Origin of the sequence: Vibrio halioticoli NBRC 102217 (genome assembly GCF_000496695.1) — a bacterium.
GTDB lineage: Bacteria > Pseudomonadota > Gammaproteobacteria > Enterobacterales > Vibrionaceae > Vibrio > Vibrio halioticoli.
Genome location: NZ_BAUJ01000003.1, coordinates 206,913 through 231,589 on the forward strand (window position 1 = coordinate 206,913; position 24,677 = coordinate 231,589).

At 41.8% G+C, this 24,677-nt stretch carries 20 protein-coding genes; 14 read left to right on the forward strand and 6 right to left on the reverse strand.

Features of this window, described 5'->3' with window-relative positions:
- From VHA01S_RS01190 to VHA01S_RS18580, 6 genes are all read left to right on the forward strand, one after another.
- Positions 1-1,074: an MJ1255/VC2487 family glycosyltransferase gene (locus VHA01S_RS01190; RefSeq protein ID WP_023402525.1), complete on the forward strand. Its 1,074-nt coding sequence runs from the start codon at positions 1-3 to the stop codon at positions 1,072-1,074.
- A gap of 330 nt (positions 1,075-1,404) precedes the next feature.
- Entirely contained in the window at positions 1,405-2,373 is a 969-nt protein-coding gene (gene leuO / locus VHA01S_RS01195) for a transcriptional regulator LeuO (RefSeq protein ID WP_023402526.1), read from the forward strand.
- A gap of 222 nt (positions 2,374-2,595) precedes the next feature.
- Complete coding sequence (locus tag VHA01S_RS01200) at positions 2,596-4,425, forward strand: AMP-dependent synthetase/ligase (RefSeq protein WP_023402527.1); 1,830 nt, start codon at positions 2,596-2,598, stop codon at positions 4,423-4,425.
- Positions 4,426-4,782: 357 nt separating this feature from the next.
- Positions 4,783-6,504: an acetolactate synthase 3 large subunit gene (locus VHA01S_RS01205; RefSeq protein WP_023402528.1), complete on the forward strand. Its 1,722-nt coding sequence runs from the start codon at positions 4,783-4,785 to the stop codon at positions 6,502-6,504.
- 1 nt (position 6,505) lies between these two features.
- Positions 6,506-7,000: an acetolactate synthase small subunit gene (gene ilvN, locus VHA01S_RS01210; RefSeq protein WP_021712448.1), complete on the forward strand. Its 495-nt coding sequence runs from the start codon at positions 6,506-6,508 to the stop codon at positions 6,998-7,000.
- A gap of 259 nt (positions 7,001-7,259) precedes the next feature.
- Positions 7,260-7,391, forward strand: a complete 132-nt coding sequence (locus VHA01S_RS18580; protein ID WP_255209298.1) for a hypothetical protein — start codon at positions 7,260-7,262, stop codon at positions 7,389-7,391.
- A gap of 90 nt (positions 7,392-7,481) precedes the next feature.
- On the opposite strand, the gene pykF is transcribed toward VHA01S_RS18580, so the two are convergent.
- Entirely contained in the window at positions 7,482-8,894 is a 1,413-nt protein-coding gene (pykF, locus tag VHA01S_RS01215; protein ID WP_023402529.1) for a pyruvate kinase PykF, read from the reverse strand.
- Between the two features lie 505 nt (positions 8,895-9,399).
- Between pykF and VHA01S_RS01220 the strand changes: the two genes are divergently transcribed.
- Both VHA01S_RS01220 and VHA01S_RS01225 read left to right on the forward strand, forming a co-directional pair.
- The gene (locus VHA01S_RS01220; protein WP_023402530.1) at positions 9,400-10,377 is read left to right on the forward strand and encodes a Gfo/Idh/MocA family protein; all 978 of its coding nucleotides are present in this window, start codon (positions 9,400-9,402) and stop codon (positions 10,375-10,377) included.
- 83 nt (positions 10,378-10,460) lie between these two features.
- A complete protein-coding gene (locus tag VHA01S_RS01225; protein ID WP_023402531.1) occupies positions 10,461-11,378 on the forward strand; it encodes a M14 family metallopeptidase in 918 nt (305 codons plus the stop codon).
- Positions 11,379-11,457: 79 nt separating this feature from the next.
- On the opposite strand, the gene VHA01S_RS01230 is transcribed toward VHA01S_RS01225, so the two are convergent.
- The gene (locus VHA01S_RS01230) at positions 11,458-12,840 is read right to left on the reverse strand and encodes an MATE family efflux transporter (protein WP_023402532.1); all 1,383 of its coding nucleotides are present in this window, start codon (positions 12,838-12,840) and stop codon (positions 11,458-11,460) included.
- Between the two features lie 311 nt (positions 12,841-13,151).
- On the opposite strand from VHA01S_RS01230, the gene focA reads away from it, so the two are divergent.
- On the forward strand, positions 13,152-14,003 hold the full coding sequence (focA, locus tag VHA01S_RS01235; RefSeq protein ID WP_023402533.1) for a formate transporter FocA: 852 nt from the start codon (positions 13,152-13,154) through the stop codon (positions 14,001-14,003).
- A gap of 81 nt (positions 14,004-14,084) precedes the next feature.
- On the opposite strand, the gene VHA01S_RS01240 is transcribed toward focA, so the two are convergent.
- On the reverse strand, positions 14,085-15,284 hold the full coding sequence (locus VHA01S_RS01240; protein ID WP_023402534.1) for an MFS transporter: 1,200 nt from the start codon (positions 15,282-15,284) through the stop codon (positions 14,085-14,087).
- Between the two features lie 123 nt (positions 15,285-15,407).
- Here VHA01S_RS01240 and VHA01S_RS01245 point away from each other — a divergent pair, with 123 nt between their 5' ends.
- A complete protein-coding gene (locus VHA01S_RS01245; protein ID WP_023402535.1) occupies positions 15,408-16,337 on the forward strand; it encodes a LysR family transcriptional regulator in 930 nt (309 codons plus the stop codon).
- Positions 16,338-16,409: 72 nt separating this feature from the next.
- Here VHA01S_RS01245 and VHA01S_RS01250 read toward each other — a convergent pair whose 3' ends face one another.
- The 3 genes from VHA01S_RS01250 to VHA01S_RS01260 all read right to left on the reverse strand — a co-directional run bounded on the left by VHA01S_RS01250 (position 16,410) and on the right by VHA01S_RS01260 (position 19,596).
- Positions 16,410-17,645 carry a quaternary amine ABC transporter ATP-binding protein gene (locus tag VHA01S_RS01250; protein ID WP_023402536.1) on the reverse strand — a complete coding sequence of 412 codons (1,236 nt, stop codon included), beginning with the start codon at positions 17,643-17,645 and terminating at the stop codon, positions 16,410-16,412.
- Positions 17,638-18,537, reverse strand: a complete 900-nt coding sequence (locus tag VHA01S_RS01255) for an ABC transporter permease (RefSeq protein ID WP_023402537.1) — start codon at positions 18,535-18,537, stop codon at positions 17,638-17,640. Before VHA01S_RS01255 ends, VHA01S_RS01250 begins: the two co-directional genes overlap by 8 nt.
- 69 nt (positions 18,538-18,606) lie before the next feature.
- Complete coding sequence (locus tag VHA01S_RS01260; RefSeq protein WP_023402538.1) at positions 18,607-19,596, reverse strand: ABC transporter substrate-binding protein; 990 nt, start codon at positions 19,594-19,596, stop codon at positions 18,607-18,609.
- Positions 19,597-20,215: 619 nt separating this feature from the next.
- On the opposite strand from VHA01S_RS01260, the gene csrD reads away from it, so the two are divergent.
- The 4 genes from csrD (at position 20,216) to VHA01S_RS01280 (ending at position 24,670) form a co-directional block, all read left to right on the forward strand.
- Positions 20,216-22,228 carry an RNase E specificity factor CsrD gene (gene csrD / locus VHA01S_RS01265; RefSeq protein ID WP_023402539.1) on the forward strand — a complete coding sequence of 671 codons (2,013 nt, stop codon included), beginning with the start codon at positions 20,216-20,218 and terminating at the stop codon, positions 22,226-22,228.
- Positions 22,229-22,291: 63 nt separating this feature from the next.
- Positions 22,292-23,713 carry a hypothetical protein gene (locus VHA01S_RS01270; protein WP_240432740.1) on the forward strand — a complete coding sequence of 474 codons (1,422 nt, stop codon included), beginning with the start codon at positions 22,292-22,294 and terminating at the stop codon, positions 23,711-23,713.
- Positions 23,713-24,354, forward strand: coding sequence for a type 4a pilus biogenesis protein PilO (locus VHA01S_RS01275; RefSeq protein WP_023402541.1), 642 nt, complete (start codon positions 23,713-23,715; stop codon positions 24,352-24,354). The genes VHA01S_RS01270 and VHA01S_RS01275 overlap by 1 nt, the downstream gene beginning before the upstream one ends.
- Positions 24,347-24,670, forward strand: coding sequence for a hypothetical protein (locus tag VHA01S_RS01280; protein WP_023402542.1), 324 nt, complete (start codon positions 24,347-24,349; stop codon positions 24,668-24,670). The genes VHA01S_RS01275 and VHA01S_RS01280 overlap by 8 nt, the downstream gene beginning before the upstream one ends.
- Positions 24,671-24,677: the final 7 nt, after the last annotated feature.

Genomic DNA, 24,677 nt, shown 5'->3' on the forward strand with positions numbered 1-24,677 from the left:
ATGAAAATATTATACGGTGTACAAGGTACAGGAAATGGTCATATTGCGCGTGCACGCGCGATGGCTGAAGCATTCAAAAACCGTGATGGTATCCAAGTTGATTTCGTCTTTTCTGGGAGAGAAAAAGAGAAATACTTCTCGATGGAAGCATTTAATGGTTATCGCGCCTTTTCTGGGCTGACCTTTAATTCCAACAGTGGCAAGGTGGATTACCTAAAAACCGCCACCAACAATAACTTAGTTGAGCTGCTGCAGGACATTAATACATTAGATGTTAAGAGCTACGATTTAGTCTTAAATGATTTTGAACCAATAAGTGCATGGGCAGCCAAAAGGCATAAAGTGCCGTGTATTGGCATTAGCCACCAAAATGCGTTTCGCTATCAAGTGCCTAAAAAAGGCTATGGCTTGATGGATAAAACCATTATCCATCACTTTGCGCCTTCGGATTTTCAACTGGGATTGCACTGGTATCATTTCGACCAACCTATTCTACCGCCTATCGTACACAGTGGCGGGGCTCATAATGGTGTTGAATCTAGAAGTGCAGGAGAGGACTTCATATTAGTCTATCTTCCTTTTGAAGATTTAAAGCAAGTGGCTGAGTTGCTGCAGCGCTTATCTGATTACACATTCTGTTGCTATCACCCTGATATTAAAGAAGTGTACGACTTGGATAACGTGCAATTTCGTCCTCTGTCCTTTACCAATTTTCAACAAGATCTGGTGCTTTGTCAGGGCGTTATTGCTAACGGTGGATTTGAATTGCCATCTGAGGCGCTTTCTCTGGGTAAAAAACTGCTGCTCAAACCATTGAGTGGGCAATTTGAACAGCAAAGTAATGTGGCCACTCTAGAGTATCTTGGTCTGGGAAGCGCTATGTTGGTGTTGGAGCCGAGTATTATCCGTAAGTGGTTAGAGGAAGAGAAGCCAGATCCTATTCATTATCCGGATGTGGCTGGGGCTATCTCTGATTGGGTACTTGAAGGTAACTGGGATCAACAAGCTCAGTTGAGTGAGAACCTCTGGAAGCAAGTGAGTTTCCCTAGCCATATTACCCATCTGCTAGATTGATAATTAGACGAATGGGTGGCGTATAATTAGTTGGGTCAATGATTTGGCCATGCGTCACCACTTCGATCTATATGATTAAATTATGTATTTGTCGTACAAATCATACGTATTTTTTATCAAAAACAGTGTTTTTTGTTTTTTTATATTATCAGTAAGTTGCTGTTTTATAGTGGTAATATATCTCTATAACTAAAATCTACTCATTCTTTATCAATTTGCTTGTTCTATAGTGATGATATGAAACATATTAGTTTCAATGAATATTCATCCTATTAATGGTTTGCTGATTTAACGGCTTACCCATTACAACAATAATAGAGAGAAGAGCGGATGTTGGCGAGTAGCAGTGCACATGATTGGCAACAAACAGTAGACCCAAAAAATGCCACTTTACGTGGTGTTGATCTAAATTTACTCATCGTATTTGATGCTGTTATGCAAGAACAGAATATTACTCGTGCAGCAAAAAACTTGAATATGTCTCAACCTGCAGTGAGCAACGCCGTTGCTCGTTTGAAGGTGATGTTTAAAGATGATTTGTTCATGCGTAAAGGACGAGGCATTTCTCCTACATTACGTGCTCGTCAATTATCCACACCAGTGCGTCAAGCTTTGCAATTGGTGAGAAATGAACTGCCCGGAACATCGTTTGATCCGGCGACTTCTAGCCGCATATTCTCGATTGCTATCGGTACGCCAAACGATGTTCGTTTTGCTCCTGAATTGATCAAGAACACAGCTAAGAAAGCACCTAGCGTTAAATTGAACTTAGATTCTTTGGGTGGCACATCTCTACAAGAACGACTCATTCAGCAAGAGATCGACTACATCATTGGCTACACTTATTTTGACAATGCTGACTTTGTAAGCACAGAGATCTTTAGTGATGAGTTGGTGGTGATTTGTGCCAAAGACCATCCTCGTCTTGGTCAATCGAGCAAAATATCAATGGAGCAACTGCTGCACGAACAGCATGCCAGTTTATCGCCAACCAGTGATGTGATGGATTTAAACCATATCGTATATAAAGATTTACAAGTTCAATCTTCATACCGTGGCGCAACGCTTGGCAACTTAATTGCGGTAGCCGCGCAGTCTGAATTATTGTGTGTTGTTCCGCGTTGGGTTAAAGAGTTTTTCCCAACCAGTTTAGAGCTACACGCTATGCCGTTTCCGGGTGAGCAGACTCAGATTAGAGCCTATCTAACTTGGCATGAATCTCGACAAAATGATGCCGCTCATATCTGGATGAGAGACCAATTAATGGCCGTGTGTGGTGAAGTGGTTGCTAAAGGGTAATTAGAAGTATCCAGTAAAAATTCATGAAGCATCGATAGCGAACGTTATCGATGCTTTTTTTATGAGCAATATTGCACTGATACTGCTCTTACCAGTGTTCAAAAACAAGATTCATGTCCAATTTTGAAGCAAGAAAACGCGAGTGTAATTGCCTTTTTTTTACTCGACTGTAAACTATCTGGCTAACTCAGCTTACAGGTGTAAGCCAAAAGGTAGAGGTATATGGCCAGTTCAGAGTTTCACATTGTTAAAAAAGTTCGTCAGCAAGTTGTAGACGGAGGAAGTCGCATTGCACTTAAGCACAAAATTCATGGTGCTTGGCAGGGGATTTCTTGGTCACAGTTTGGGCAGCAGATGGATGCTGTTTCGATGGCGCTTTTGACTCAAGGATTGAGTGTTCAGGATAAAGTGGGTATTTATTCGAATAATATGCCGAAATGGACAATGGCAGATATTGGTGCGCTACAAGCACGCATAGTCACCGTTCCTATCTATCCAACTAATACTGCAGAGCAGTCTGCTTATGTTCTGCAAAATGCAGACGTAAAGGTTTTGTTCGTAGGTGAACAAGAGCAATATGACATAGCCGTTTCAATCTTCGATCAGTGCGAACAACTAGAATTGATCGTTGCTATGTGTGACAGTATTTCACTTTCTGAAAACAACTTCAGCCAGTCTTGGGATGATTTTGTTAAAACACAAGAGCACACAGCAGAAGTAAAAGAAGAATTTGAGAAGCGCATACAAGATGCCAACTTAGACGATCTAGTGACATTAATTTATACCTCTGGCACCACAGGCCAGCCAAAAGGGGTAATGCTAGATTACGCTAACTTTGCATCGCAGTTAGAAGGGCACGTAGCTCGCCTAAACCTAAGTAAAGACGATGTATCTTTATGTTTCTTGCCACTGTCACACGTGTTCGAACGTGCATGGACTATGTTTGTGCTGTTTACCGGTGCGACTAATGCTTATCTTGTGGATACGATGCAAGTACGTGATGCGTTGGGTGAAGTGAAGCCAACCGTAATGTGTGCGGTGCCGCGCTTCTATGAGAAAATTTTCTCGGCGATTCATGAAAAAGTATCGCACTCTTCCTTCGCTAAAAAAGCCATGTTCACTTGGGCGGTTAATACGGGAGCAAGAATTGCTCTATGTAAGCAAGAACAGCGTAAACCATCCTATTTATTAAAACGCAGCCATGCCTTAGCTGACAAGCTTGTGCTAAGCAAATTACGTGCTTTATTGGGCGGTAATATCACCATGATGCCATGTGGCGGCGCTAAGCTTGATGAGACAATAGGTCGCTTTTTCCATGCCCTAGGTCTTAACGTGAAGCTAGGTTATGGTATGACTGAAACGACGGCTACAGTATCATGCTGGGATGATCCGAAATTTGATCCTGATTCAATCGGTACCTCTATGCCGGGGGCTCAGGTTAAGATTGGTGAAAATAACGAGATTTTAGTTCGCGGTCCTATGGTAATGCGTGGTTATTACAAGTTACCGGAAGAAACTGCTAAAACGTTTGATGAAAATGGCTTCTTGAAGACTGGTGATGCCGGGCATTTTGATGAGAATGGTAATTTGTTTATCACTGATCGCATCAAAGAGTTGATGAAAACCTCTGGTGGTAAATATATTGCGCCACAGGTAGTAGAAGGCACCATAGGTAAAGATCACTTTATCGAGCAAATTGCCGTTATTGCAGACACTCGTAAGTTTGTTTCGGCGCTAATCGTACCTAGCTATGAAGCCTTAGAAGTGTACGCCAAAGAATTGAACATCAAGTATCACGACAAAGTGGAATTATTAAAACACAGCCAAGTTGTTGAAATGCTAGAAGAACGAGTCACTGAGTTACAAAAGAACTTAGCGAAGTTTGAACAGGTTAAGAAGTTTAAATTACTGCCTAAAGCCTTCTCTATGGAAAAAGGCGAACTAACGCCAACTCAAAAGCTACGTCGTAAAGTCATCAATGATCGTTATCAAGACGAAATTGAAGAAATGTACCATGAAAAAGGCAAAGCTAAGGCAAAGCCGAAAAAGTAGTGAGTTAACTTAAATAAAAATGATCCCCGCAGCTTTGATAAGCTCGCGGGGATTTTTATTTGGGTCTATGAAAAACAATGAGTTAGAAGCGGTTAATCATGGGTGATGAGTCTTTAAATATTTCTGTTAATGAAATGTGTTTTTTAGCGTAGACAGAGGCGGGATAAAAACTGTATGGTGGAAAGGTAACCCTACATTTGCTATGGCGGAGGTAGGAACATAGTCAGTTATTGTTGAGGCGAAAAACAAGCCGTTTTGACAAGGAATAATAGACTTTAGGCTACGAATAAGCCCTAACTATGTAAACCCAACGAATAGATAACCCAAGTTTATTCGTCAATGGTAAGGAGAGAGTTAATGGAAATGTTATCTGGCGCAGAAATCATCGTCCAGTCATTGATTGAAGAAGAAGTTGAGCAGATTTTTGGTTACCCAGGAGGCTCAGTTCTCGATATTTATGATGCCCTGCATGCAAAAACCGACCAAATTAAGCACGTTTTAGTTCGTCATGAGCAAGCCGCAACCCATATGGCTGATGGCTATGCCAGATCTACGGGTAAACCCGGCGTAGTGCTGGTCTGTTCAGGCCCTGGCGCAACCAATACCGTCACCGGCATCGCAACCGCCTACATGGACTCCATTCCAATGATTGTTATCTCTGGCAACGTGCCAAATAACTTAATTGGTAATGATGCCTTTCAGGAGTGCGATATCGTCGGTGTTTCAAGACCAATAGTGAAGCATAGCTTTTTAGTTAAACGTGCTGAAGATATCGCAGAGACCGTCAAAAAAGCCTTTTTTATCGCCTCAACAGGTCGACCTGGTCCAGTAGTGATTGATGTCCCTAAAGACATCATGAATCCGCAAATTAAGCTCCCTTTCCAATATCCAGACAGCATTAAAATGCGCTCTTACAACCCAACAACAGCTGGGCATAAAGGGCAAATTAAGAAGGCGTTAAAAGCCCTTCTCGAAGCGAAAAAACCCGTATTGTACGTTGGTGGTGGCGCGGTTATTTCTGAATCAGATCAATATCTGCTTAGCCTCGCTGAGAAGCTACGACTGCCAGTAGTCAGCACATTGATGGGCTTAGGCGCTTTTCCTGGAATGCATGCTAACTCGCTAGGCATGCTGGGCATGCATGGCACTTATGAAGCCAATATGGCGATGCATAATGCCGACCTTATTTTTGGTGTTGGGGTTCGATTCGACGACCGCACCACCAACAATTTAGAAAAATACTGTCCAGATGCAAAAGTTATTCATATTGATATCGACCCATCCTCAGTATCGAAAAATGTGCGCGCGGATCTGCCGATTGTCGGTTCTGCCGATAAAGTGCTGGAATGCATGGTGTCATTGTTAGAAAACCAAGATGCAAGTAACGATCAACAAGCACTGCAGCTTTGGTGGAATGAGATTCAAACCTGGCGTGAGCGCGATTGTCTAGCCTATGAAAAGTCCGCCGATAAAATCAAGCCTCAGCAGGTGATAGAGACCTTACACAAGCTGACCAATGGCGATGCCTATGTGGCTTCCGATGTGGGCCAACATCAGATGTTTGCGGCCTTATACTACCCATTTAAACAGTCTCGTCGTTGGATTAACTCCGGTGGTCTTGGCACTATGGGCTTTGGTTTGCCAGCTGGTATGGGCGTGAAGTTTGCTCATCCAGAAGAAGAGGTGGTAGTGGTAACCGGTGACGGCAGTATTCAAATGAATATTCAAGAGCTGTCGACGGCGTTGCAATACGGCATTCCAGTGAAAATTATCAACCTAAATAATCGCTTCTTAGGCATGGTTAAGCAGTGGCAAGATATTATCTATGAAGGACGCCACTCCAATTCTTATATGTCTTCGGTACCTGATTTCGCCGCCATTGCAGAAGCCTATGGGCATGTTGGTATGCGCATTTCCTCTCCTGATGAGTTGGAGTCAGGGCTGCAAAAAGCGCTCGATATGAAAGATCGTTTGGTATTTGTAGATATTAGTGTTGATGAAACAGAGCATGTTTATCCAATGCAAGTGAAAGGCGATGGCATGGATAGTATGTGGCTAAGTAAGACGGAGAGAACATAATATGAGACACATTATTTCCCTATTAATGGAAAACCAACCGGGCTCCTTGTCGCGAGTGGTTGGATTATTTTCTCAGCGTGGTTACAACATTGAATCGCTAACCGTTTCACCGACAGACGATGAAACCTTATCTCGTTTGAACATCACCACCGAAACTGATGAACTGCAACTAGAACAAATTCAGAAGCAGCTACACAAATTGATCGATGTACTTAAAGTTCAGGAAGTGACAGAGTCGGACTACATTGAGCGTGAACTGATGATGGTCAAACTTAAAGCCTCTGGTTTTGCTCGCGCTGAAGTAAAACGTACCGCTGATATTTTCCGTGGCCAGATTGTGGATGTCACTGCCTCTCAATATACGGTGCAACTGGCAGGCACAAGCGAAAAACTGGACGCTTTTATTAAAGCTATTTCTGAAATCACCGATGTGATTGAAGTGGCGAGAAGTGGTGTGGTTGGACTGGCTCGTGGCGAACGAGCGTTGAAAGCTTAGTTACCAATACTGCGTCGACTCAAAAGAATAAGTGAACAAACACCACATATTCTTTTGAAAGTTAAGCCTTTCTATCGAGCCATCTCTATTATTGAGGTGGCTTTTTTATGTTGGAATGTTTAGCAAACGTAAATGTGGATCGCAATATGATTGCGTGGTGCTTTTTTGAACGATACACTGGTTGCAGTGAGTTTTTAGACACGTTATCGCTGAGTCAGATAGGGATTGCCTAACTTTGTGATCATCATAGAGGCACTGTATGTTACGAACTGCATTTGTAAGATTGGTTGTAGGTGGATTGCTGGGAATGGCAATGGTATTTAATGCCGTTTATTTCCTTCCGTTAGTTCTGTTAATGAACACTCATCGTCGTGAGCTATTTTCTTTCTAGCAAAATATATCTTTTAAAAAAGATATAAAAAAGACATAAAAAAAGAGAGCCCAAAGGCTCTCTTTTTTGTATCTGTTAGGTCGCTGTAAATTACAGTACGTGTACAGATGCAGTGTTAGTAGTACCTGAAGCAACTAGCGCGCCAGAAACCATAACTACGATGTCGCCTTTCTTACCAAAACCAGCTTCAAGAACATATTCTTTACCGTTTTTGTAGAACTCATCAGTGCTGTTGATAGATTCAACAAGAACTGGACGAACACCCTTAGTAAGAACTAGCTGTGCAGCAGTCTTAGGGTTAGTAGTTAGAGCAACGATGCTTGCTGTTGGGAAGTATTTACGTACAGAACGTGCAGACTTGCCGCCTTCAGTAGCAACGATGATTAGAGGAGCTGCTAGTTTCTCAGCTGTGTCTACTGCGCCTTTACATACTGCTTCAGTGATGCGTAGACGTGGGCTGTCTAGACGAGAACCTAGTTCAGCTTTAAGCGCGCCGTCAGTACGGTTAGCGATTTGAGCCATGATAGTAACAGCTTCAACTGGGTACTTACCTTTAGCAGTTTCACCAGAAAGCATTACTGCATCAGTACCATCCATGATTGCGTTAGCAACGTCACCCGCTTCTGCGCGAGTTGGACGTGGGTTTTGAATCATAGAATCAAGCATTTGAGTTGCAGTGATAACAACTTTACGAGCGCGGTTACATTTCTCAATCATCATTTTCTGAGCGAAAATAACTTCTTCAGGTGGGATTTCAACACCTAGGTCACCACGAGCAACCATGATGCCGTCAGAAGCTTCAAGAATTGCATCGAAGTTATCAACACCTTCTTGGCTTTCGATTTTAGAAATGATGTGGATGTTTTCGCCACCGTTAGCATTTAGAAGCTCACGGATTTCTTTAACGTCTTCTTCTTTACGGATGAAAGAAGCAGCAACGAAATCAACGCCTTGCTCACAACCAAATTTAAGGTCAGCTTTGTCTTTCTCAGAAAGAGCAGGAAGTTGAACAGAAACGCCAGGAAGGTTAACACCTTTGTTTTCGCCTAGTGCACCGTTGTTAAGAACTTTACACTTAACTTCAGTTGCAGTAGTAGAAACAACTTCCATTTCGATTAGACCGTCGTCTACTAGGATAGTGTTACCAGCAGATAGGTCGTTTGCGAAACCAAGGTAAGTTACAGCAACGATGTCTTTGTTACCCACTACAGAAGCGTCTGTAGTGAAAGTGAATTCTTGACCAGCTACTAGATTAACGTCATTGCCGCCTTCTAGTTTGATTGTACGGATTTCTGGACCTTTAGTGTCTAGAAGGATAGCCAGTTGTTTACCAACTTTAGCCATAACTTCACGGAAGTTTGTGATACGGCCAGCGTGCTCTTCAAAGTTACCGTGAGAGAAGTTCAGGCGCATTACGTTCATGCCTGCATTTACTAGTTCAGTTAACTTCTCTACAGATTCAGTTTTAGGGCCAATCGTACATACGATTTTGGTCTTTTTCATGGAAAATACTCTCCGGTAAGTATTACATAAGTTTAAATAGGGTACTGGCGGCTATATTACTTCATTTGTAATTAAATTACAAAATTCTACGGAGTCGTCATGAATGATGACTCGAAAGTAATTATAGGTGGCCTTGATGGCTTATCACACAAAATCAACCGTTTTTAGACCGACTTTTGTATTGTTTTTCGCCATATTTATCGTTAGATCACGAATTCAGCAATATTTGCTCTGTGATTGTTGATAATAATTTTGTAATAAAGTTTCTTTCTGGTGTCGGATTCTAACACCGAAACAGGGCAAATTCACGGTTTAGAATTGTCTTAGAACAAGGTTTTAGCGCAAAAGAATTATTTTTAACAATAAAATAATTCTTTTCGAACAAAAATGACTTTAATTCATAAGACTAAGTAGTTTGAAATGCATAAAAACCTCACTATTAAGCGTGATATATTGAAGCGTTAATGAGTGAAAAATACACGATAATGGTCAAGGTAGAGTGAGTATGTTGAAGCTTGGTGTCATAGGCAGTAACTGGATTACTGAACGTTTTATTAAAGCAACTCAAGAGAGTCACTCTTTTTGGGTGCATGCTATTTATTCAAGAGAACTCGAAAAAGCACGAGAATTCGCAGCAAAATATGACGCGCCATATTACTTTGATTCACTAGAGGATTTGGCGAACAGTGACGTAGACGCTGTTTATATTGCAAGTCCCAATTCGCTACACGCCCCCCAAGCAATACAGATGATGGAGCAGGGTAAACACGTCATTGTTGAAAAGCCTATGGCATCAAATTATCGGCTAGCCAAGCAGATGTATGCAGTGGCGGAACGGAACAAAGTTGTGCTGTTTGAAGCGTATATGTCGGCATATTTACCTAATTTTACTATTGTTCGGCAAAAAATGGCTCAACTGGGTACGCTACGTAAAGTCTTTATGCAGTATTGTCAGTATTCTTCGCGGTACCAAAAATTTCTTGATGGTGATAACCCCAATACTTTTAATCCTAATTTTTCAAATGGTTCAATTATGGATATTGGGTTTTATTGTATAGCAGCTTGTATTGATCTGTTTGGGGAGCCGCAATCAATTCAAGCAAGTGCAACTTTGTTAACGTCTGGGGTTGACGGCCATGGGAGCGTAATCCTCAATTATGAGGGGTTTGATGCTGTTATTATGCATTCAAAGGTGAACGATTCGTACCTTCCTAGTGAGATACAAGGGGAAGATGCTGCACTGCAAATTGACATGATAGCCCTGTGTCAAAAGGTTGAATTGTATCAAGGTGGTCAGTTGCCTATTTCTATTGGTGTACAACAAAACGATAACCCTATGTACTACGAAGCACAGGCATTTGCTCAAGCCATACAGGCGGGGGGAATTTCGCCTGAGGCAAAACAGCGAGCTCTTTCAACCGCTAAAATTATTACACAGATCCGTTTGCAAACAGGGGTGGTATTTCCTGATGATAACGAATAGAGAAACTGACTTAACGAGTATTAATTAGCTTTTTATTTGTGTGGTAGTCTAAGTGATCTCTTTATTTATTATGGAATACGCTCATGCAACAAGCACACTTTTACCCAATTGGTGTACCAGGAACAAAATGGACATCAAAAGAGGTTCAAAAATGGCGTGAAAGCCAAATAATTCAACGTTCTTATCAACAAGATGTCGTGCTAAAAATGGATCAGATTGGTGATGAATTTGAGCGTATTCAATATGGCGAACTTGAGTATGACTTAGGTTGTTATCCACTGTTTGGATTTAAGTCGAAGTCATGGGATGAGCACAAACCTACGGTGCTGATTACCGGTGGTGTGCATGGTTATGAAACGAGCGGAGTGCAAGGTGCGCTTTTGTTTTTAAAAGAAACCGCCTCTCAATATTTAGCTCACTTTAATTTGCTTGTTGCACCATGTGTGTCTCCATGGGGATACGAAATTATTAATCGTTGGAATCCTGATGCTATCGATCCCAACCGTTCATTTATAAAAAATAGCCCAGCATCAGAATCTGCATTAGTGATGAAGTTTGTACAAGATCTAGGGGGCGAAATTTTCGCTCATATCGATTTGCATGAAACTACCGATAGTGACGAGCAAGAGTTTCGTCCGGCATTGGCCGCTCGTGATGGAAAGCGCTATATAGAGGGTTCGATTCCTGATGGTTTTTATACCGTTGGTGATACTGAAAATCCATGTGCGGATATGCAGGCTGCTATTATAGAGTCAGTACAAAAGGTCACCCACATTGCGCCTGCCGATCCAGATGGCACAATTATTGGATCTGAAGTAGTACAACATGGTGTTATCAATTATCCACTACAGGCACTAGGTTTGTGTGCTGGCTTTAGTCAGGCAAAATACACCACAACAACAGAAGTCTACCCCGACAGCACCAAGGCAACTCCGGAGCAGTGTAATCGTGCGCAAGTGGCAGCCATTATTGGTATGTTGGATTACCTTATTGCATTATAAGTATTTTTTAGCGATATTTTTAGCACTTACCTGCGGTGATGTGTTGCGTCTATCGCCAGTAAATTATCACAAATAAAGCCTAAGAGGTGGTGACAGTGGTTGCGTCATTAATCACCACCTTTTTGCTCATCAATATTGTCAGATCCTTCCATAACATAGGCACCACCACTAGGGTTAGCACCACATTTGACATAGGAACCGCTAACCAAACACCATCCACACCAAGCCATTGTGGTACAAAAAATAAGAAAGGGAGTTGCACAACCATATTGCCTATCGATACAAACATGGCCTTGCCTGCTTTTCCTACAGCCATGAAATAGACTGACGCCAAAAATAACACGCCATCGAGAAATAACGCACATAAATGCAAGCGCATTCCGGCAACAGCTGTTGCGATTAACTCTGTTGAATCAGAAAACCAACGAATAAAAAACTCAGGAAATACTACAAGAAGGGCAACGGTGATAATCCCTGAAATTAGCACCACTTTAAGGGCTAACATTAAGGTTCCTTTGATGCGGTGATAGCGCTGTTCACCAAAGTCATAACTGATCGGCGGTTGCATGCCCGATGCTATCCCTTCCGCAAACAGATAGTACATGGTGGCGATATAGCCAATAATTGCGAATGCGCCTACATGAACTTCACTGCCGTATTCCATTAACAGTCGATTGTGCAACGCAATCACAAAAGAAAAATAAGCAAACATCACCATGCTAGATGCACCTAAGTGACAGATGCGAATCGCTTTCTTCATATCGAATGCTAGGCGAGTGAGTCGAATTTCAGCATGATGCGACAGAAAATAAATTATTCCCAATAAGATGACCACCGATTGTGACCACGCTGTTGCAATAGCAGCACCTTGCAGGCCCTGCGCTAATACACCTATATACAGGTAATCCAACACAATATTTAGGACCGCGCCAATGATAGTCAGTGTGGTGGCAATTTTAGGGCTGTTGTCATTGCGTACGAGCATAGGTATGACGGCTGAAGCTATTGCCGCAGGGGCGCTATAGATAAAGACTTTTAAGTAATCATTACCGTGCAGGAGTGAATCACCCATTGCGCCTTGCAGTATCAATAACTCTTTTCCCCATATTGCCACTATAGGCATAGATATGAGTGAGAATACAATGGTTAAGCCTATAGAGGTTTGTAATACCAAGGCTGCTTTTTGGAATTGCCTTTCCCCTCGAAACATAGAGAGTAAACTTCCAGCGCCCATGCCAATTAAAATGCCAAATCCCATTACCGTCGCAATAATCGGCCAGGCCATATTGATACCCGCAAGGCCGGCATAACCGACATAATGACCAACAAAAATCCCATCAATAATTTGATATAAGCCATTAATTAGCATTGCAGCCACAGATGGGATAGCAAATCGCCAAAATACTCGGCTTACCGACTCATTCTTTTTAATTATTTCTTCGGTCATTTTAGATTTAGACATGAATAGATTTGGCTCTATTATCTAGAAAAACAGCAGATATGAAAGACAATTTATATATGAACATGGGTGGGCTACAAGCAAAGCAATACATTAGAATCTATTTGTATGATTATTGTAACCATTTAAAAAATAAAGATATAATGAGTCTTGTTGATTAAATTTAGGTTATTTGGCTTGTTTTTAATGATGATGTTTTGGGTGTTTATGGTTAATGAAAAGCAACTTAAGGTTGCACAATTAGCACTATGAAACATTCTTGATACAACGTAAATTCTGCGTTCACTTTAATTCAACCACGAAATAAGCAGAAAATGGCAGATCAAAACCCTACATCGTTTGAATCTCTTTTACCTCCACAGATGGCAGAGCGCGCCGCAGAGGTGGGAGAAAGCAAAGTAAATAAAAACCAATTAAAATCTTTTCTACTCGCAGTTGCTGCAGGTATGCACATCGGTATTGCATTCGTCTTTTATACAGTTGTCACTACGGGCGCTGCAGAAATGCCTTATGGCATGGCTAAACTTATGGGGGGATTGGCGTTTAGCTTAGGTCTTATTCTTGTGGTCATTACCGGTGGTGAATTGTTCACCAGTAGCGTATTAACTTTGGTTGCAAAAGCCAGTGGTCGAGTGACATGGCGCGCCCTTTTTAAAAACTGGGCGGTTGTGTATGTGGGCAACTTTGTGGGCGCATCTTTGCTTATCATCATTATGATGATTACTAAAGAGTATATGAGTGACGGTGGGCTGATGGGGTTGAATGCCATGGCTATCTCACAACACAAATTGCATCATACATTTTGGCAAGCTGTAGCTCTTGGGCTTATGTGTAACCTATTAGTATGTCTTGCTATTTGGATGACATTTAGTGCTCGTTCGCTAACAGATAAAGTGGTTATTTTGATTCTTCCTGTAGCGATGTTTGTGGCATCCGGTTTTGAGCATAGTATTGCGAATATGTTCCAAGTCCCTATGGCGATTGCGATTAAAACTTTTGCTCCGGCTGAGTTCTGGCAAATGACCGGCGCTAACATTGCGAACTACGCTGACCTTAATGTGGCCGACTTTGTTGTTAATAACCTGATTCCAGTCACCATAGGCAATATCATTGGTGGTGGCCTGTTTGTCGGTATCTACTTCTGGATGATTTATCTTAAAGAATAATCCGTCTGTGGCGAATAAATAGAAAGCCCCTTAATAACTTGTTATTAAGGGGCTTTTGCTTATATTTTGCTTATGGGAAGTTTAGCTAGCGGTTACTGCCGCCGCATCTTCAACATTTGATGAAATTTTTTCTTCCGCTTTATTGGCTTTGGCAATTAAGAATAATCCAATAAGAGGTACAACGATAGCGGTGTACGGGATCATGCTCGCACCAAGGTGTCCATCCAATACCATTCCACCAAGGAAGCCACCAAATGCGTTTGCCAAGTTAAAAGCAGAGATGTTGGCGGTCGCTGCTAGCTCTTGACCTTCACCACCATGGTTCATAACTCGTAATTGCATTGCAGGTACATTGGCAAATGAAGCAATACCAAATATAAACAATGAGATAACAAACAGCACTTTATTGTCGGTAAATACGCCAACCAGTAGCAGTGAAGCAATTAATGCAACAGCCCAAAACATCGATGCTTTAGCGAGACTTTTATCTGAAGAGCGTCCGCCTAAGGTGTTACCAATAATTAAACCAACACCAACTAAGACTAATATCCAAGTAACAGAGTCTTGCCCAAAACCAGTCACGTGCATTGCGATAGGAGCAATGTAGCCATACAGAGTCATAAACCCTGACCATGCAAAAGCGGTAATGGCCAAACTGATCAGTAGCATAGGGTTTCTAAAGGCAAGTAGCTGAGTTTTGATGCTTTTGGCTTCACTATGACCTGATGAGTGAATAGCAAGCATGATAAACACAAGTGCTACAGCGCCAAATGCGGCTACGGTGAAGAAGGTGTTGCTCCAACCGAATGTCAAGCTGATCCAAGTACCAGCAGGAACGCCTAATACGTTGGCTAAGGTGAGGCCCGCAAACATTTGTCCTACCGCTCGTCCTGCCATTTTTTCTGACACTAGATTAGTGGCAACAACAGCGCCAATACCATAGAAAGGACCTTGAACTAGGCCTGCAATAACGCGGCTAACCAATAGTAAAGTGTAATTAGGTGCAAGAGCTGAAAGAATATTGCCTAAGATAAACAGTCCCATTAAGCCAATGAGAACGTTCTTTTTATTGAACTTAGCAAGGTAGATGGTCAATATTGGACCACCAATGACAATGGCTAATGCGTAAGCACTGATTAGGTAGCCGGCTTGCCCTTCTGTAATGGATAGCGAGGTGGCTATTTGCGGCAATATGCCTGCAATGACAAATTCGGCGGTGCCTATGGCAAAAGCTGCCAGTGTTAATATCCATACCTGCATTGGCATTTTTTGTTGGTTCATTTTCAGCTCCGATAGTTATGCTGACGGGATTATCTGTGGATATTATGGATTGTTATGCATAATTTGATAATTGGGTTAAAAATGAATACATTATTTAGAATGGTTAAATAGTAAAGGGCGGTTATGGGTAAATTCTCGGATATGCAGATGTTCGCTGTCATTGTTAAATTGCAAAGTATGGCAGGGGCTGCGCGTGAGTTAGGAGTATCGCCGGCTTCTATTACTACCCGCTTGAAGACGTTAGAAGATCGCTACGGAGTTAAATTATTAAACCGTACTACTCGACATATTTCATTGACTGATTCTGGTGAGATTTACTATCGCTCGTGTTTGGATATTTTAGACAGTGTCTATGAAGTAGAAAACCTCATTACCAAAGGGGTTCGCTCTTCGCAGGGCCCCATAAAAATCATCGCCCCAAAAGATATAGGTAAACGACTCATTTTACCTATAATCACCAATTTTACAGCCAAGTACCCTGAAGTGACGCCACACCTTTATCTTAATGATCATGTCCACAACGTGACCGAAAGTGGTGTTGATATTGTGATTCGCTATGGGGAGTTGGATGATGTCAACATCATTGGACGACGATTAGGCGAAAGTGAAAGAGTATTGTGCGCCTCACCGCAATACTTAAAACAACAGGGTGTGCCAAATACGCCAAACGATTTAAAAGATCATGCCGCTTTGGTGATGTTGAGCTCTCAACAGGAGCTAAAAACTTGGTATTTTCGAAAGGGTGCCAAATTACAATCTGTGGTCGTCAATCCTAAGTACTTGTCTGATGATGGAGAGATCATTAAGCAACTGGCCTTAAGTGGGTATGGGATTGTGATGAAGTCACGCTTAGATATTCAATCCGATGTTGAGCAAGGTCGCTTGTGTACAGTGCTTGATGACTATGTAAAAAATTTCAGCTCTGCAACCACAGAAAGCAGCACTGATCTTAAAGTGTATTATCTGGATAAAAGGCATCAGCCAAAACGAATTCGTTTGTTCTTAGATTTCCTATACGAGGCTTTTGCTGAGCACGAAAAAGAAAAGGTCTGATAGTTAACAAATAATAAGTGTTAGCTATCAGACCTTTATTCGAGCTAATAAAAGGTAGCGTTTTTCCTAGAGTTAGGCGTTTGCTTCTTTAGTTTGCTCTTGTTCATCTTTACTACTGTCTTTCGTTTCTTTATCTGAGAATATATCCGCTACTTTCTCTCTTTCTAAAGTGCCTTCTAGCTCGCCTTCATCATTAATCACAGGTAATGAGTAATCCGATGAAATCGCTTCAGTCAGAACCTCCTCAATGGCAGATTCACAAGAGATAGTCGGTACATCTTCATACAAGCTAGGTTCGATATTATCGATAGCATCGTCATCGGCCGCTTCTTGCAGCGCTTCTTCGGTAATTAAACCTTGATAACCCTCATCGGTAACATGGTAGCCATAGTCATGGACAGAGTTTCTCATCTGTTTTAGCGCACCTTCTATGGTGCTGTGAGTAATGCGTAACGATGGTTTTTGCATTACCGTTTCCACTGTCAGTGCTCGAGCTCTGTTGACGTCTTTTACAAATGCTTCCACATAAGCGGTAGCAGGGTTAAGTAGAATTTCATCAGGAGTCCCTTGCTGGACCAATTCACCGTCTTTCAAAATGGCAATTTTGTCACCGATGCGCAGTGCTTCATCAAGATCATGAGTGATGAATATAATGGTCTTATGTAGCTTCTCTTGTAGTTCAATCAACTGATCTTGCATTTCACTTCTAATGAGAGGATCAAGTGCAGAAAAAGCCTCATCCATCAATAGAATTTCAGCATCAGTACATAAGGCTCGCGCTAAACCCACTCGCTGCTGCTGTCCGCCAGAGAGTTGAGAAGGGTATTGATCATCGTAGCCCTTAAGCCCAACAGTCTCTATCCATTGCGACGCTTTATCCAAACGTTGAGCTTTATCCACCCCTTGGATTTCTAAGCCATACGCCACATTGTCGATGACTTTGCGGTGCGGCAATAAAGCAAAACGTTGGAATACCATCGACATTTTATGACGACGAAATGCTTCCAGTTCTTTAGGTCCATATTGCATAACATCTGTCCCTTCCACGTCAATTTGCCCCTCAGTTGGGTCAATTAAACGATTGAAGTGACGAATCAACGTGGATTTCCCTGAACCCGACAAGCCCATGATGACAAAGATTTCACCATTGTTAATTTCAAGGTTGATGTCTTTTAGCCCAACAGTGTGACCGGTTTTAGCTAGCACATCGTCTTTACTCAAGCCTTGTTTGACTAAAGGCAAAACAGACTCAGGTTTAGGACCAAAAATCTTATACAGGCCGGAGATCTTAATTAGAGGTTTAGTCATGTCTTAGATCTCCTAAATGAGCTTGGGTGCGTTTGGCATAAGCCTGGGTTGAGCGGTCAATAAGAATGGCTAACACCACAATGGCCAAGCCATTGAGTAGGCCTAAAGTGAAGTATTGGTTAGTAATGGATCTCAATACCGGCTGGCCTAAGCCTTTCACGCCAATCATAGAAGCAATCACCACCATAGATAGCGCCATCATTACTGTTTGGTTGATACCTGCCATGATAGTGGGCATTGCTAAAGGCAACTGCACCCCAAATAGGCGCTGACTGCGGCTTGCGCCAAAGGCGGTGGCCGCTTCCATTACTTCCTTATCAACCAAGCGGATACCGAGGTTGGTTAGGCGAATTACCGGCGGAATCGCATAGATGACAACGGCAATAAGCCCAGGAATTTTGCCAATACCTAATAGCATGACCACAGGAATCAAATACACAAAAGCGGGCATAGTTTGCATGATGTCGAGAATGGGAGTAACAACACTTTGCACTCGATTAGAGCGTGCCATTGCTATGCCTATCGGGATACCGACAATAATGGCGAGCGCTGTACAAACCGTAATAATACTTAGGGTGCGCATAGTGTCGTCCCACATCCCTAAATAGCCAATAAAGAGCAGTGCGATGACACCACCAAGGGTGAGTTTTAATGAGCGACTGGCAAGATAGATAAGGGCGGTGATGACTGCCAGTACGATGAACCAAGGCGTGGCAAGCAATAGCTTTTCAAACCACACCAAAAATGAAAGAAGGGGATCAAATAAGGATTCGATGAAGTCGCCATATTCTCTCGAAAAATCTTTATACGCACCGTCTAATGTTTTACGGATGGTGCGCATGGTTGAGCGATCGATTTCGGGAAAACTGGACAACCAACTGCTATCGAACATATACATTCCTTTATATAGTCGAAAGGGTAACTGATTGAGTTACCCTTTATTTTATGGCTTATGAAGAGATTAGAGGTTGCTAGTGATTTTCTTAGCAATTTCTGGAGAAACCCACTGTTTCCAGATTTCAGGTGAAGTCTCAAAGAAGTGATACATGGTGTCTTCTGAACTGGCTTGTTCGTCTTCCATCCATGCTAACAGCTTGTTCATATCGCTGTTTTTAAAGCCACGTTTCGCTAGGTATTCCATTGCTGCCGGGTTTTTGCTGGCAAAGCTAGAGACGACCACCGTGTTGACAGGAGAGGGTGGATACATAGAAACTGTTTTGGTTTCACAGCCTTCAACCGCAATACAGTTCACAAACTCTTGTTCGTTGACACCGCTACCAAAATCAACTTTCACCATGTCGTACTTACCCAGTACTGCGGTGGGCGCCCAATAGTAACCAAACCAACCTTCTTTACGTTCGTAAGCTTTCGCGATAGAACCTGAAAGACCAGCACTTGATCCAGAATCAATCAGTTCAAAGCCGGCTTTGTCGAGTTCTAAAGCTTTAAATAGATTGCCACCCGAAATCTGACACCCCCAACCTGCAGGGCAACCGTAGAAACCCGCTACATCAGGATCTTCAGGGTGAGTAAATAGTTTCGCGTGCTTTTTGACCCCTTCGATAGTCGCAAGCTCTGGGTACTGTTTAACGAGATAAGATGGCACCCAAAAACCTTCTTCACCACCGTCAATTAGTGCTTTACCTGCATAAGCAAGTCGACCTTCTTCGACGCCTTTTTCAATCGCGTCTTTAACTGAGTTAGTCCAAAGTTCCGGTGCTATATCGGGTTGGCCTTTTTCAATCATGGAAGTGGCGGTAGGCATGGTGTCGCCAGGAGTCAGTTCAGCGTCACAGTCGTAACCGTGTTCAAGGATAAATCGGTCGATATTGGCAATAACACTCGCTGAATTCCAGTTCATGTCAGCGATAGTCACTGTGCCACATTCTGCTGCTTGAGTTTGGCTTGAAACACTAGCAATTATTGCTAGTGAGGCTAGTTTCCATTTCATCATAAGTCCTTTTGTATGATTTGGTCTCTTTTAAAGAGTACATTATATCCGTTGGCTATTACACCCCTAACTCTTTAGAACTAAAATGATGGAAGCACAGTTAATGACACTGGAATTTGCTGTAAATCTATACAAATCAAGGCTTGTAGGACGAAAACCATCCATTTTTAATGAGTGTATATATGCATATTTGAACGTGTGAAATTTTGTTGCTGAGGCAAAGAAAGCACTAATAACCGTGTTTTTAGTGGGAAAAGTAACGGTATATCAATCCTATGTAAGCTGTAATTGTACGTATCGGCTAGTGCATGGAGTTGGTGGTGGCGTATTCACATAGCCATGCAGACATTAAGGTTGATTATTGATGAACAAAAAGGCAAAGTGCACCTGTTTATTGAGGCGCTACAGATTTCCAGTATAACTTTAAGTAATATTACCTATGGGGTTTGTGTATTTTTATGCAAATTAAATTAATAGGTAATGAGTCATTAAATAACAAAATAGCCTTTTAATAGATCATTTTTGGTAACTGAGCCTTATTTTTTTCGTAAAATGGTTTCATTCGGTTCGGACCTGTATATCCTTAAGATTACCAATGAAATTCAAGGATTGAATCTTCATGAGAGCAACCCCTTCACTCAAGCTTAGCACCCGTTTGGTTGCATTTGTGACCATGATAGTTATTGGCGCAGTGTTTATCCTCTTTGTGGGAGGCGCACTATCGCTTAAACAACTTGGCGAAGAGTACACCAAGCATTCAGTGCAAAGCGTGACTAAAGTTATCGATCAGCAACTCCTCGAGCACGTCAATACCAGTGAGTTGCGCCGTTGGATACCTAAACTGATTAAAGCCAGTAATATTATTGAGCTCGAAGTCACTACGCCTCATGCGGTTGTTTTCCAGTATAACGACACTGAAACTCGATACGATAAAACGCGATTAATCTCTATTTCGACGCCACTTACGCTCAACCCATCGCACACCGTTAATATTAAATTGTTGCCTCCTTATATTGGTTATCATTACTCCGTTGGGGCACTGTCATCAATTACTCTAGCGTTTGGTTTAATCGTTATTTGTTTGATTCAAGGGGTTCGCTGGTTAAAGGTTCAGTTGCATGGTTCTGAATTATTAGAAGAAAGAGCCAGGATGATATTGGCAGGTCGCGTTGAACAATACGCGGTGGGGGATCATCTCGAATGGCCGTATACCGCCAGTGAGGCTCTGGATAAGTTAATTGCAGAGTTACAAGATGCACGACAAGAAAGAAGCCGATTTGATACATTTATTCGCTCTCAAGCCTTCCTTGATCAATTAACAGGCGCGGCTAACCGTTTGTCTTTTGATAATAAATTAGAGTCAACCCTCACAGAAAGTAATGCTGCGGGTGGTATTATTATCATTCAGGTTAATGATTGGGCTGAGATTCGAGGTCCAGAAAGTAAGCAGCAGAAAGATCGCTTAATCATTGCTTTAGGCGATGCTCTAACCAATTGTATTAATCGTTTTCCTGATGTGGTTTTTGCGCGTTATTTTGACTCTACGTTTGCGGTACTTATTCCAAACCAGTCGCAAGTTGAAGTGTCTAGCTTAGCCTCTCAAATATTAAAGCAAGCCAGTAAGTTAGCGCCTTTGCCCGAGCATGATCCTGATAATTGGATTCATGCAGGTATGACAGTGTATAAACAAGGTGAGCGTAAGAGCGATATTTTAAATGAAGTTGAAACCGCACTAAAAAGTGCACAATTGGAAGGTTCTAACAATTGGAGTCGCTTTAAAAAACGCAGTATGCCGTCATCAGAAAGAGGCAGTGTGCGTTGGAGAACTCTTTTTGACCAACAATTGGATGCAACGAAATTAACCTTAATAAAACAGCCGTGTTATTTATTGGATGACACAGGGGAAGTTGAGTTAATTCATCATGAACTGTTTAGCAGAATACGTGATGAAAAAGGTGAAATACTAAAAGCATCTAAGTTTAGCCCAGCAATACGACAAGTAGGATATGAGCGACAACTTGATCGGAACGTGTTGATAAATGTAGTTAAATTTTTGAAGCAAGACAGTCTAGATTCATGTTACTCTATCAATCTCTATGCACAACCGTTTAGGTATCGTTCTCATTTTGATTGGTTTAGAAATGAGTTACTGCAATTAACACCTAAACAAAGACAAAGATTAGCATTTGAGTTTATGGAAGGGCCGATGGTGACTTACTTAGACTCTATTCGTCGAGTGTTAAAAATGCTATCTGCTTTAGGTTGTCAGGTCATTGTTAATCAAGCTGGACGCACCATAATTAGTTCGCACTATATTAAGGATTCGACCATTGATTATCTCAAATTGCATAGAAGCCTAGTACGCAATATAGAAAGACGCTCAGAAAACCAATTGTACATTCGTAGCCTTATAGGGGCATGTGCAAATACAGAGACCAAAGTAATAGCGGTTGGTGTAGAGACAAAGCGTGAATGGCAACAATTAGTTGAGCTGGGAATAGACGGTGGTCAAGGCCGTTTCTTTGCAGAAGAAAGTGATTTTATTGCCCCGGTTATATCTCAACCATTGACGGTTAAATCGACTATTCCAGGAAGACGGAATAGGTGGAAAAATAAAGTAACCAATAACTAATCAGTGTTTTTTATTGGCTCTAAAAATACTAAGTGGTAATACAAAATGACATGGTTGTCGAAATTGAAGAACTTAAAATCATCAAAGGATGATGATTTTCAATTAGTCATTGTTATTCAGGCAGATGGAGTTTATCTGTCGGATTTATCCCATCCGCAAAAAACACCAGAACTTTACTCAATAGCACATGGTAATTGGGAGAATGCGCTTAAAGAGGCCCTTTCGAACAAGTCTACTAAAGGTAAGGCTTGTATTGTTCTTGGCACTCAGCATTACCAAAGTTATCAGATAGACAAGCCTCAAATACCAAAAGAAGAGTGGCCGGTTGCGCTGCCTTTCTTACTCAAAGATCTCATCTCCGAAAAATTCTCTGATATTGTGGCCGATGCCAGTTTGATGCCTGATGGACAAAAGGTACAAGCTTACATTATTAGCAAACACACTCTGCAAACCCTATTAGATGTGTGTAATGCGCAACATGTGACTGTCACCAGAGTCATCACTGAAGATGAAGTTTGGGGGCATTCCACTGAAGCACAACAGAGTTTTCTGCTACTAAGACGCAGTGTGAATGACGGCTATAAATTAGCTGCCTATGTGGATGGCACACCTGTTTTTCATCGTAGCTTACGGGGTATTGCTGCTCCCATTACTGGAGAGCATGGCACTCCATCTATGTACGACTCCCTTGCTCTGGATATTCAGCGAAGCGCAGATTACTTAACGGCTTCTTTACCACAAGCATCATTTCGCCATTTATTCGTTTGTTGTGATGAAGACAATGTTGAAGAGTTAGTGGCTAAACTGCAAGATACGGTCAACCCTAAAATTGATGCTTTGTCACAACCACATTTACCTTGTGGAATAGAGTTGTGTAACACTGTCGCGCAATTATCCTCGTATAGCATCAACTTGTATCCTAAGCATCTGCGACCAACGCAAGAGTTACTTACTCTGAATAAAGTGGTGGCATTGTGGGTGGTTACTTTTGTAGTTATTGCAGGCTTAGCTTATTTAGAAAAACAACAAGCACAAAGTATTCAGCAACAATTAACCAGTATTCAAACTCAATCTGAGTTGTTAAATAAAGAAAAATCCAGCCTGCAACAGCAACTTGCAAGTCATACGCCCACTCAAGCAAAATTAAATGCAGCCAAGAGAATTGAGCAAGATATTGATGCGAAGAAGAGCTCACTACAAGCGGTTGGTAAATTTGATGAGTCACAAAAAGTCGGCTATTCAGGAATTATGGATGCTTTAGCTTCGCAAGCAAGAAACGACATTTCACTACAACACATTCTTATTACCAGCACTCGTTTAGACCTTAATGGCGTAGCAAGTAATCCGAAAGCGGTGCCGAGTTGGGTCAATCAGTTTAAGAAAGAGCTCGCATTAGTAGGAAGAACCTTTGAGTCATTACACATTGCTAGAGACAAAAAAAATGTAGTGACATTTGAGCTTAAATCTAAGGCTGGGGTGAAATAATGAAAGAGCAATGGCTATTATTTTGCGAACGATTCTCTAATTTAAGTGAGAGAGAGAAGTGGCTAGTCTCAGCGGGTGGTTGGGTCAGTATTCTTTTAATTTCATTAACCTTCTTATTAGACCCTGCTACTGAGACAAGACAGAGCACGCAAAGAAACTTAGAAAGAGAGCGCAGCGCGGTTCAGTTAACTCAAGCCGATATTAATGTGCTGGTGGCTAAGTTAAAACGAGACCCAGACGCTGAGATTAATAAAAAGCTAAAAAGCCTAACCCTGTCAAACCAGCAGCTTTCTGAAGAGCTTTCTAATGTGGTGGATAGTTTAATCGCTCCTAGCCAGATGGCTGAGTTGTTAGAAACGGTCTTAGGTAGTAGCAACAACCTCAAGTTAGAGTCTTTGCAGTCTCTACCCGCAGAATCGATTACCAAAACCAGCGATAGTGCCGGTTACTTTTTGCATCCAGTCAAAATCACTATCTCCGGTCGATATTTCGATATTAAGGATTTTTTGGCGAAGCTTGAAGGCATGCCTGTGAAATACTTTTGGCGAAGCTTTGATTATAAGGTGCAAAAATATCCTAGAGCGGAGTTAGTTTTAGTGGTTTACACCCTAGGCACGAGACAGGAGTTTATCAGTGGTTAGAGTGATAGCGATTACCCTTTTATTTCTTTTAAGTTCAGTGGCGCATGCGGCTCAAGACCCAACGGCACCACTAGGATGGTATGGCAAGAAATCAAGCAATGTGGTTAAGCGAAAAACAGCGCCTTTGCCAACTTTGCAAAGTATCGTTTGTGATGATGGATCTCAGTGCTTTGCGATGCTCAATGATAAGATTTTATCCAATGGGCAGTTTGTAGCCGGTTATCAGATTAAAGCGATAACTTTTGAACGAGTTACCTTGGTTCGTGCCGGAAAAACTTGGAACTTAGAAATTTTCAACTCAGATATCAGACAATAAGGCTTTA

Coding starts and splice junctions, on each gene's coding strand:
- VHA01S_RS01225 (WP_023402531.1), top strand. CDS start 10,461: ATGCAACAAGCACACTTTTACCCAATTGGTGTACCAGGAACAAAATGG.
- VHA01S_RS01220 (WP_023402530.1), top strand. CDS start 9,400: ATGTTGAAGCTTGGTGTCATAGGCAGTAACTGGATTACTGAACGTTTT.
- ilvN (WP_021712448.1), top strand. CDS start 6,506: ATGAGACACATTATTTCCCTATTAATGGAAAACCAACCGGGCTCCTTG.
- VHA01S_RS01230 (WP_023402532.1), bottom strand. CDS start 12,840: ATGTCTAAATCTAAAATGACCGAAGAAATAATTAAAAAGAATGAGTCG.
- csrD (WP_023402539.1), top strand. CDS start 20,216: ATGAGAGCAACCCCTTCACTCAAGCTTAGCACCCGTTTGGTTGCATTT.
- VHA01S_RS01240 (WP_023402534.1), bottom strand. CDS start 15,284: ATGAACCAACAAAAAATGCCAATGCAGGTATGGATATTAACACTGGCA.
- VHA01S_RS18580 (WP_255209298.1), top strand. CDS start 7,260: ATGTTACGAACTGCATTTGTAAGATTGGTTGTAGGTGGATTGCTGGGA.
- VHA01S_RS01275 (WP_023402541.1), top strand. CDS start 23,713: ATGAAAGAGCAATGGCTATTATTTTGCGAACGATTCTCTAATTTAAGT.
- VHA01S_RS01260 (WP_023402538.1), bottom strand. CDS start 19,596: ATGAAATGGAAACTAGCCTCACTAGCAATAATTGCTAGTGTTTCAAGC.
- VHA01S_RS01245 (WP_023402535.1), top strand. CDS start 15,408: ATGGGTAAATTCTCGGATATGCAGATGTTCGCTGTCATTGTTAAATTG.
- focA (WP_023402533.1), top strand. CDS start 13,152: ATGGCAGATCAAAACCCTACATCGTTTGAATCTCTTTTACCTCCACAG.
- VHA01S_RS01250 (WP_023402536.1), bottom strand. CDS start 17,645: ATGACTAAACCTCTAATTAAGATCTCCGGCCTGTATAAGATTTTTGGT.
- VHA01S_RS01255 (WP_023402537.1), bottom strand. CDS start 18,537: ATGTTCGATAGCAGTTGGTTGTCCAGTTTTCCCGAAATCGATCGCTCA.
- VHA01S_RS01200 (WP_023402527.1), top strand. CDS start 2,596: ATGGCCAGTTCAGAGTTTCACATTGTTAAAAAAGTTCGTCAGCAAGTT.
- leuO (WP_023402526.1), top strand. CDS start 1,405: ATGTTGGCGAGTAGCAGTGCACATGATTGGCAACAAACAGTAGACCCA.
- pykF (WP_023402529.1), bottom strand. CDS start 8,894: ATGAAAAAGACCAAAATCGTATGTACGATTGGCCCTAAAACTGAATCT.
- VHA01S_RS01205 (WP_023402528.1), top strand. CDS start 4,783: ATGGAAATGTTATCTGGCGCAGAAATCATCGTCCAGTCATTGATTGAA.
- VHA01S_RS01190 (WP_023402525.1), top strand. CDS start 1: ATGAAAATATTATACGGTGTACAAGGTACAGGAAATGGTCATATTGCG.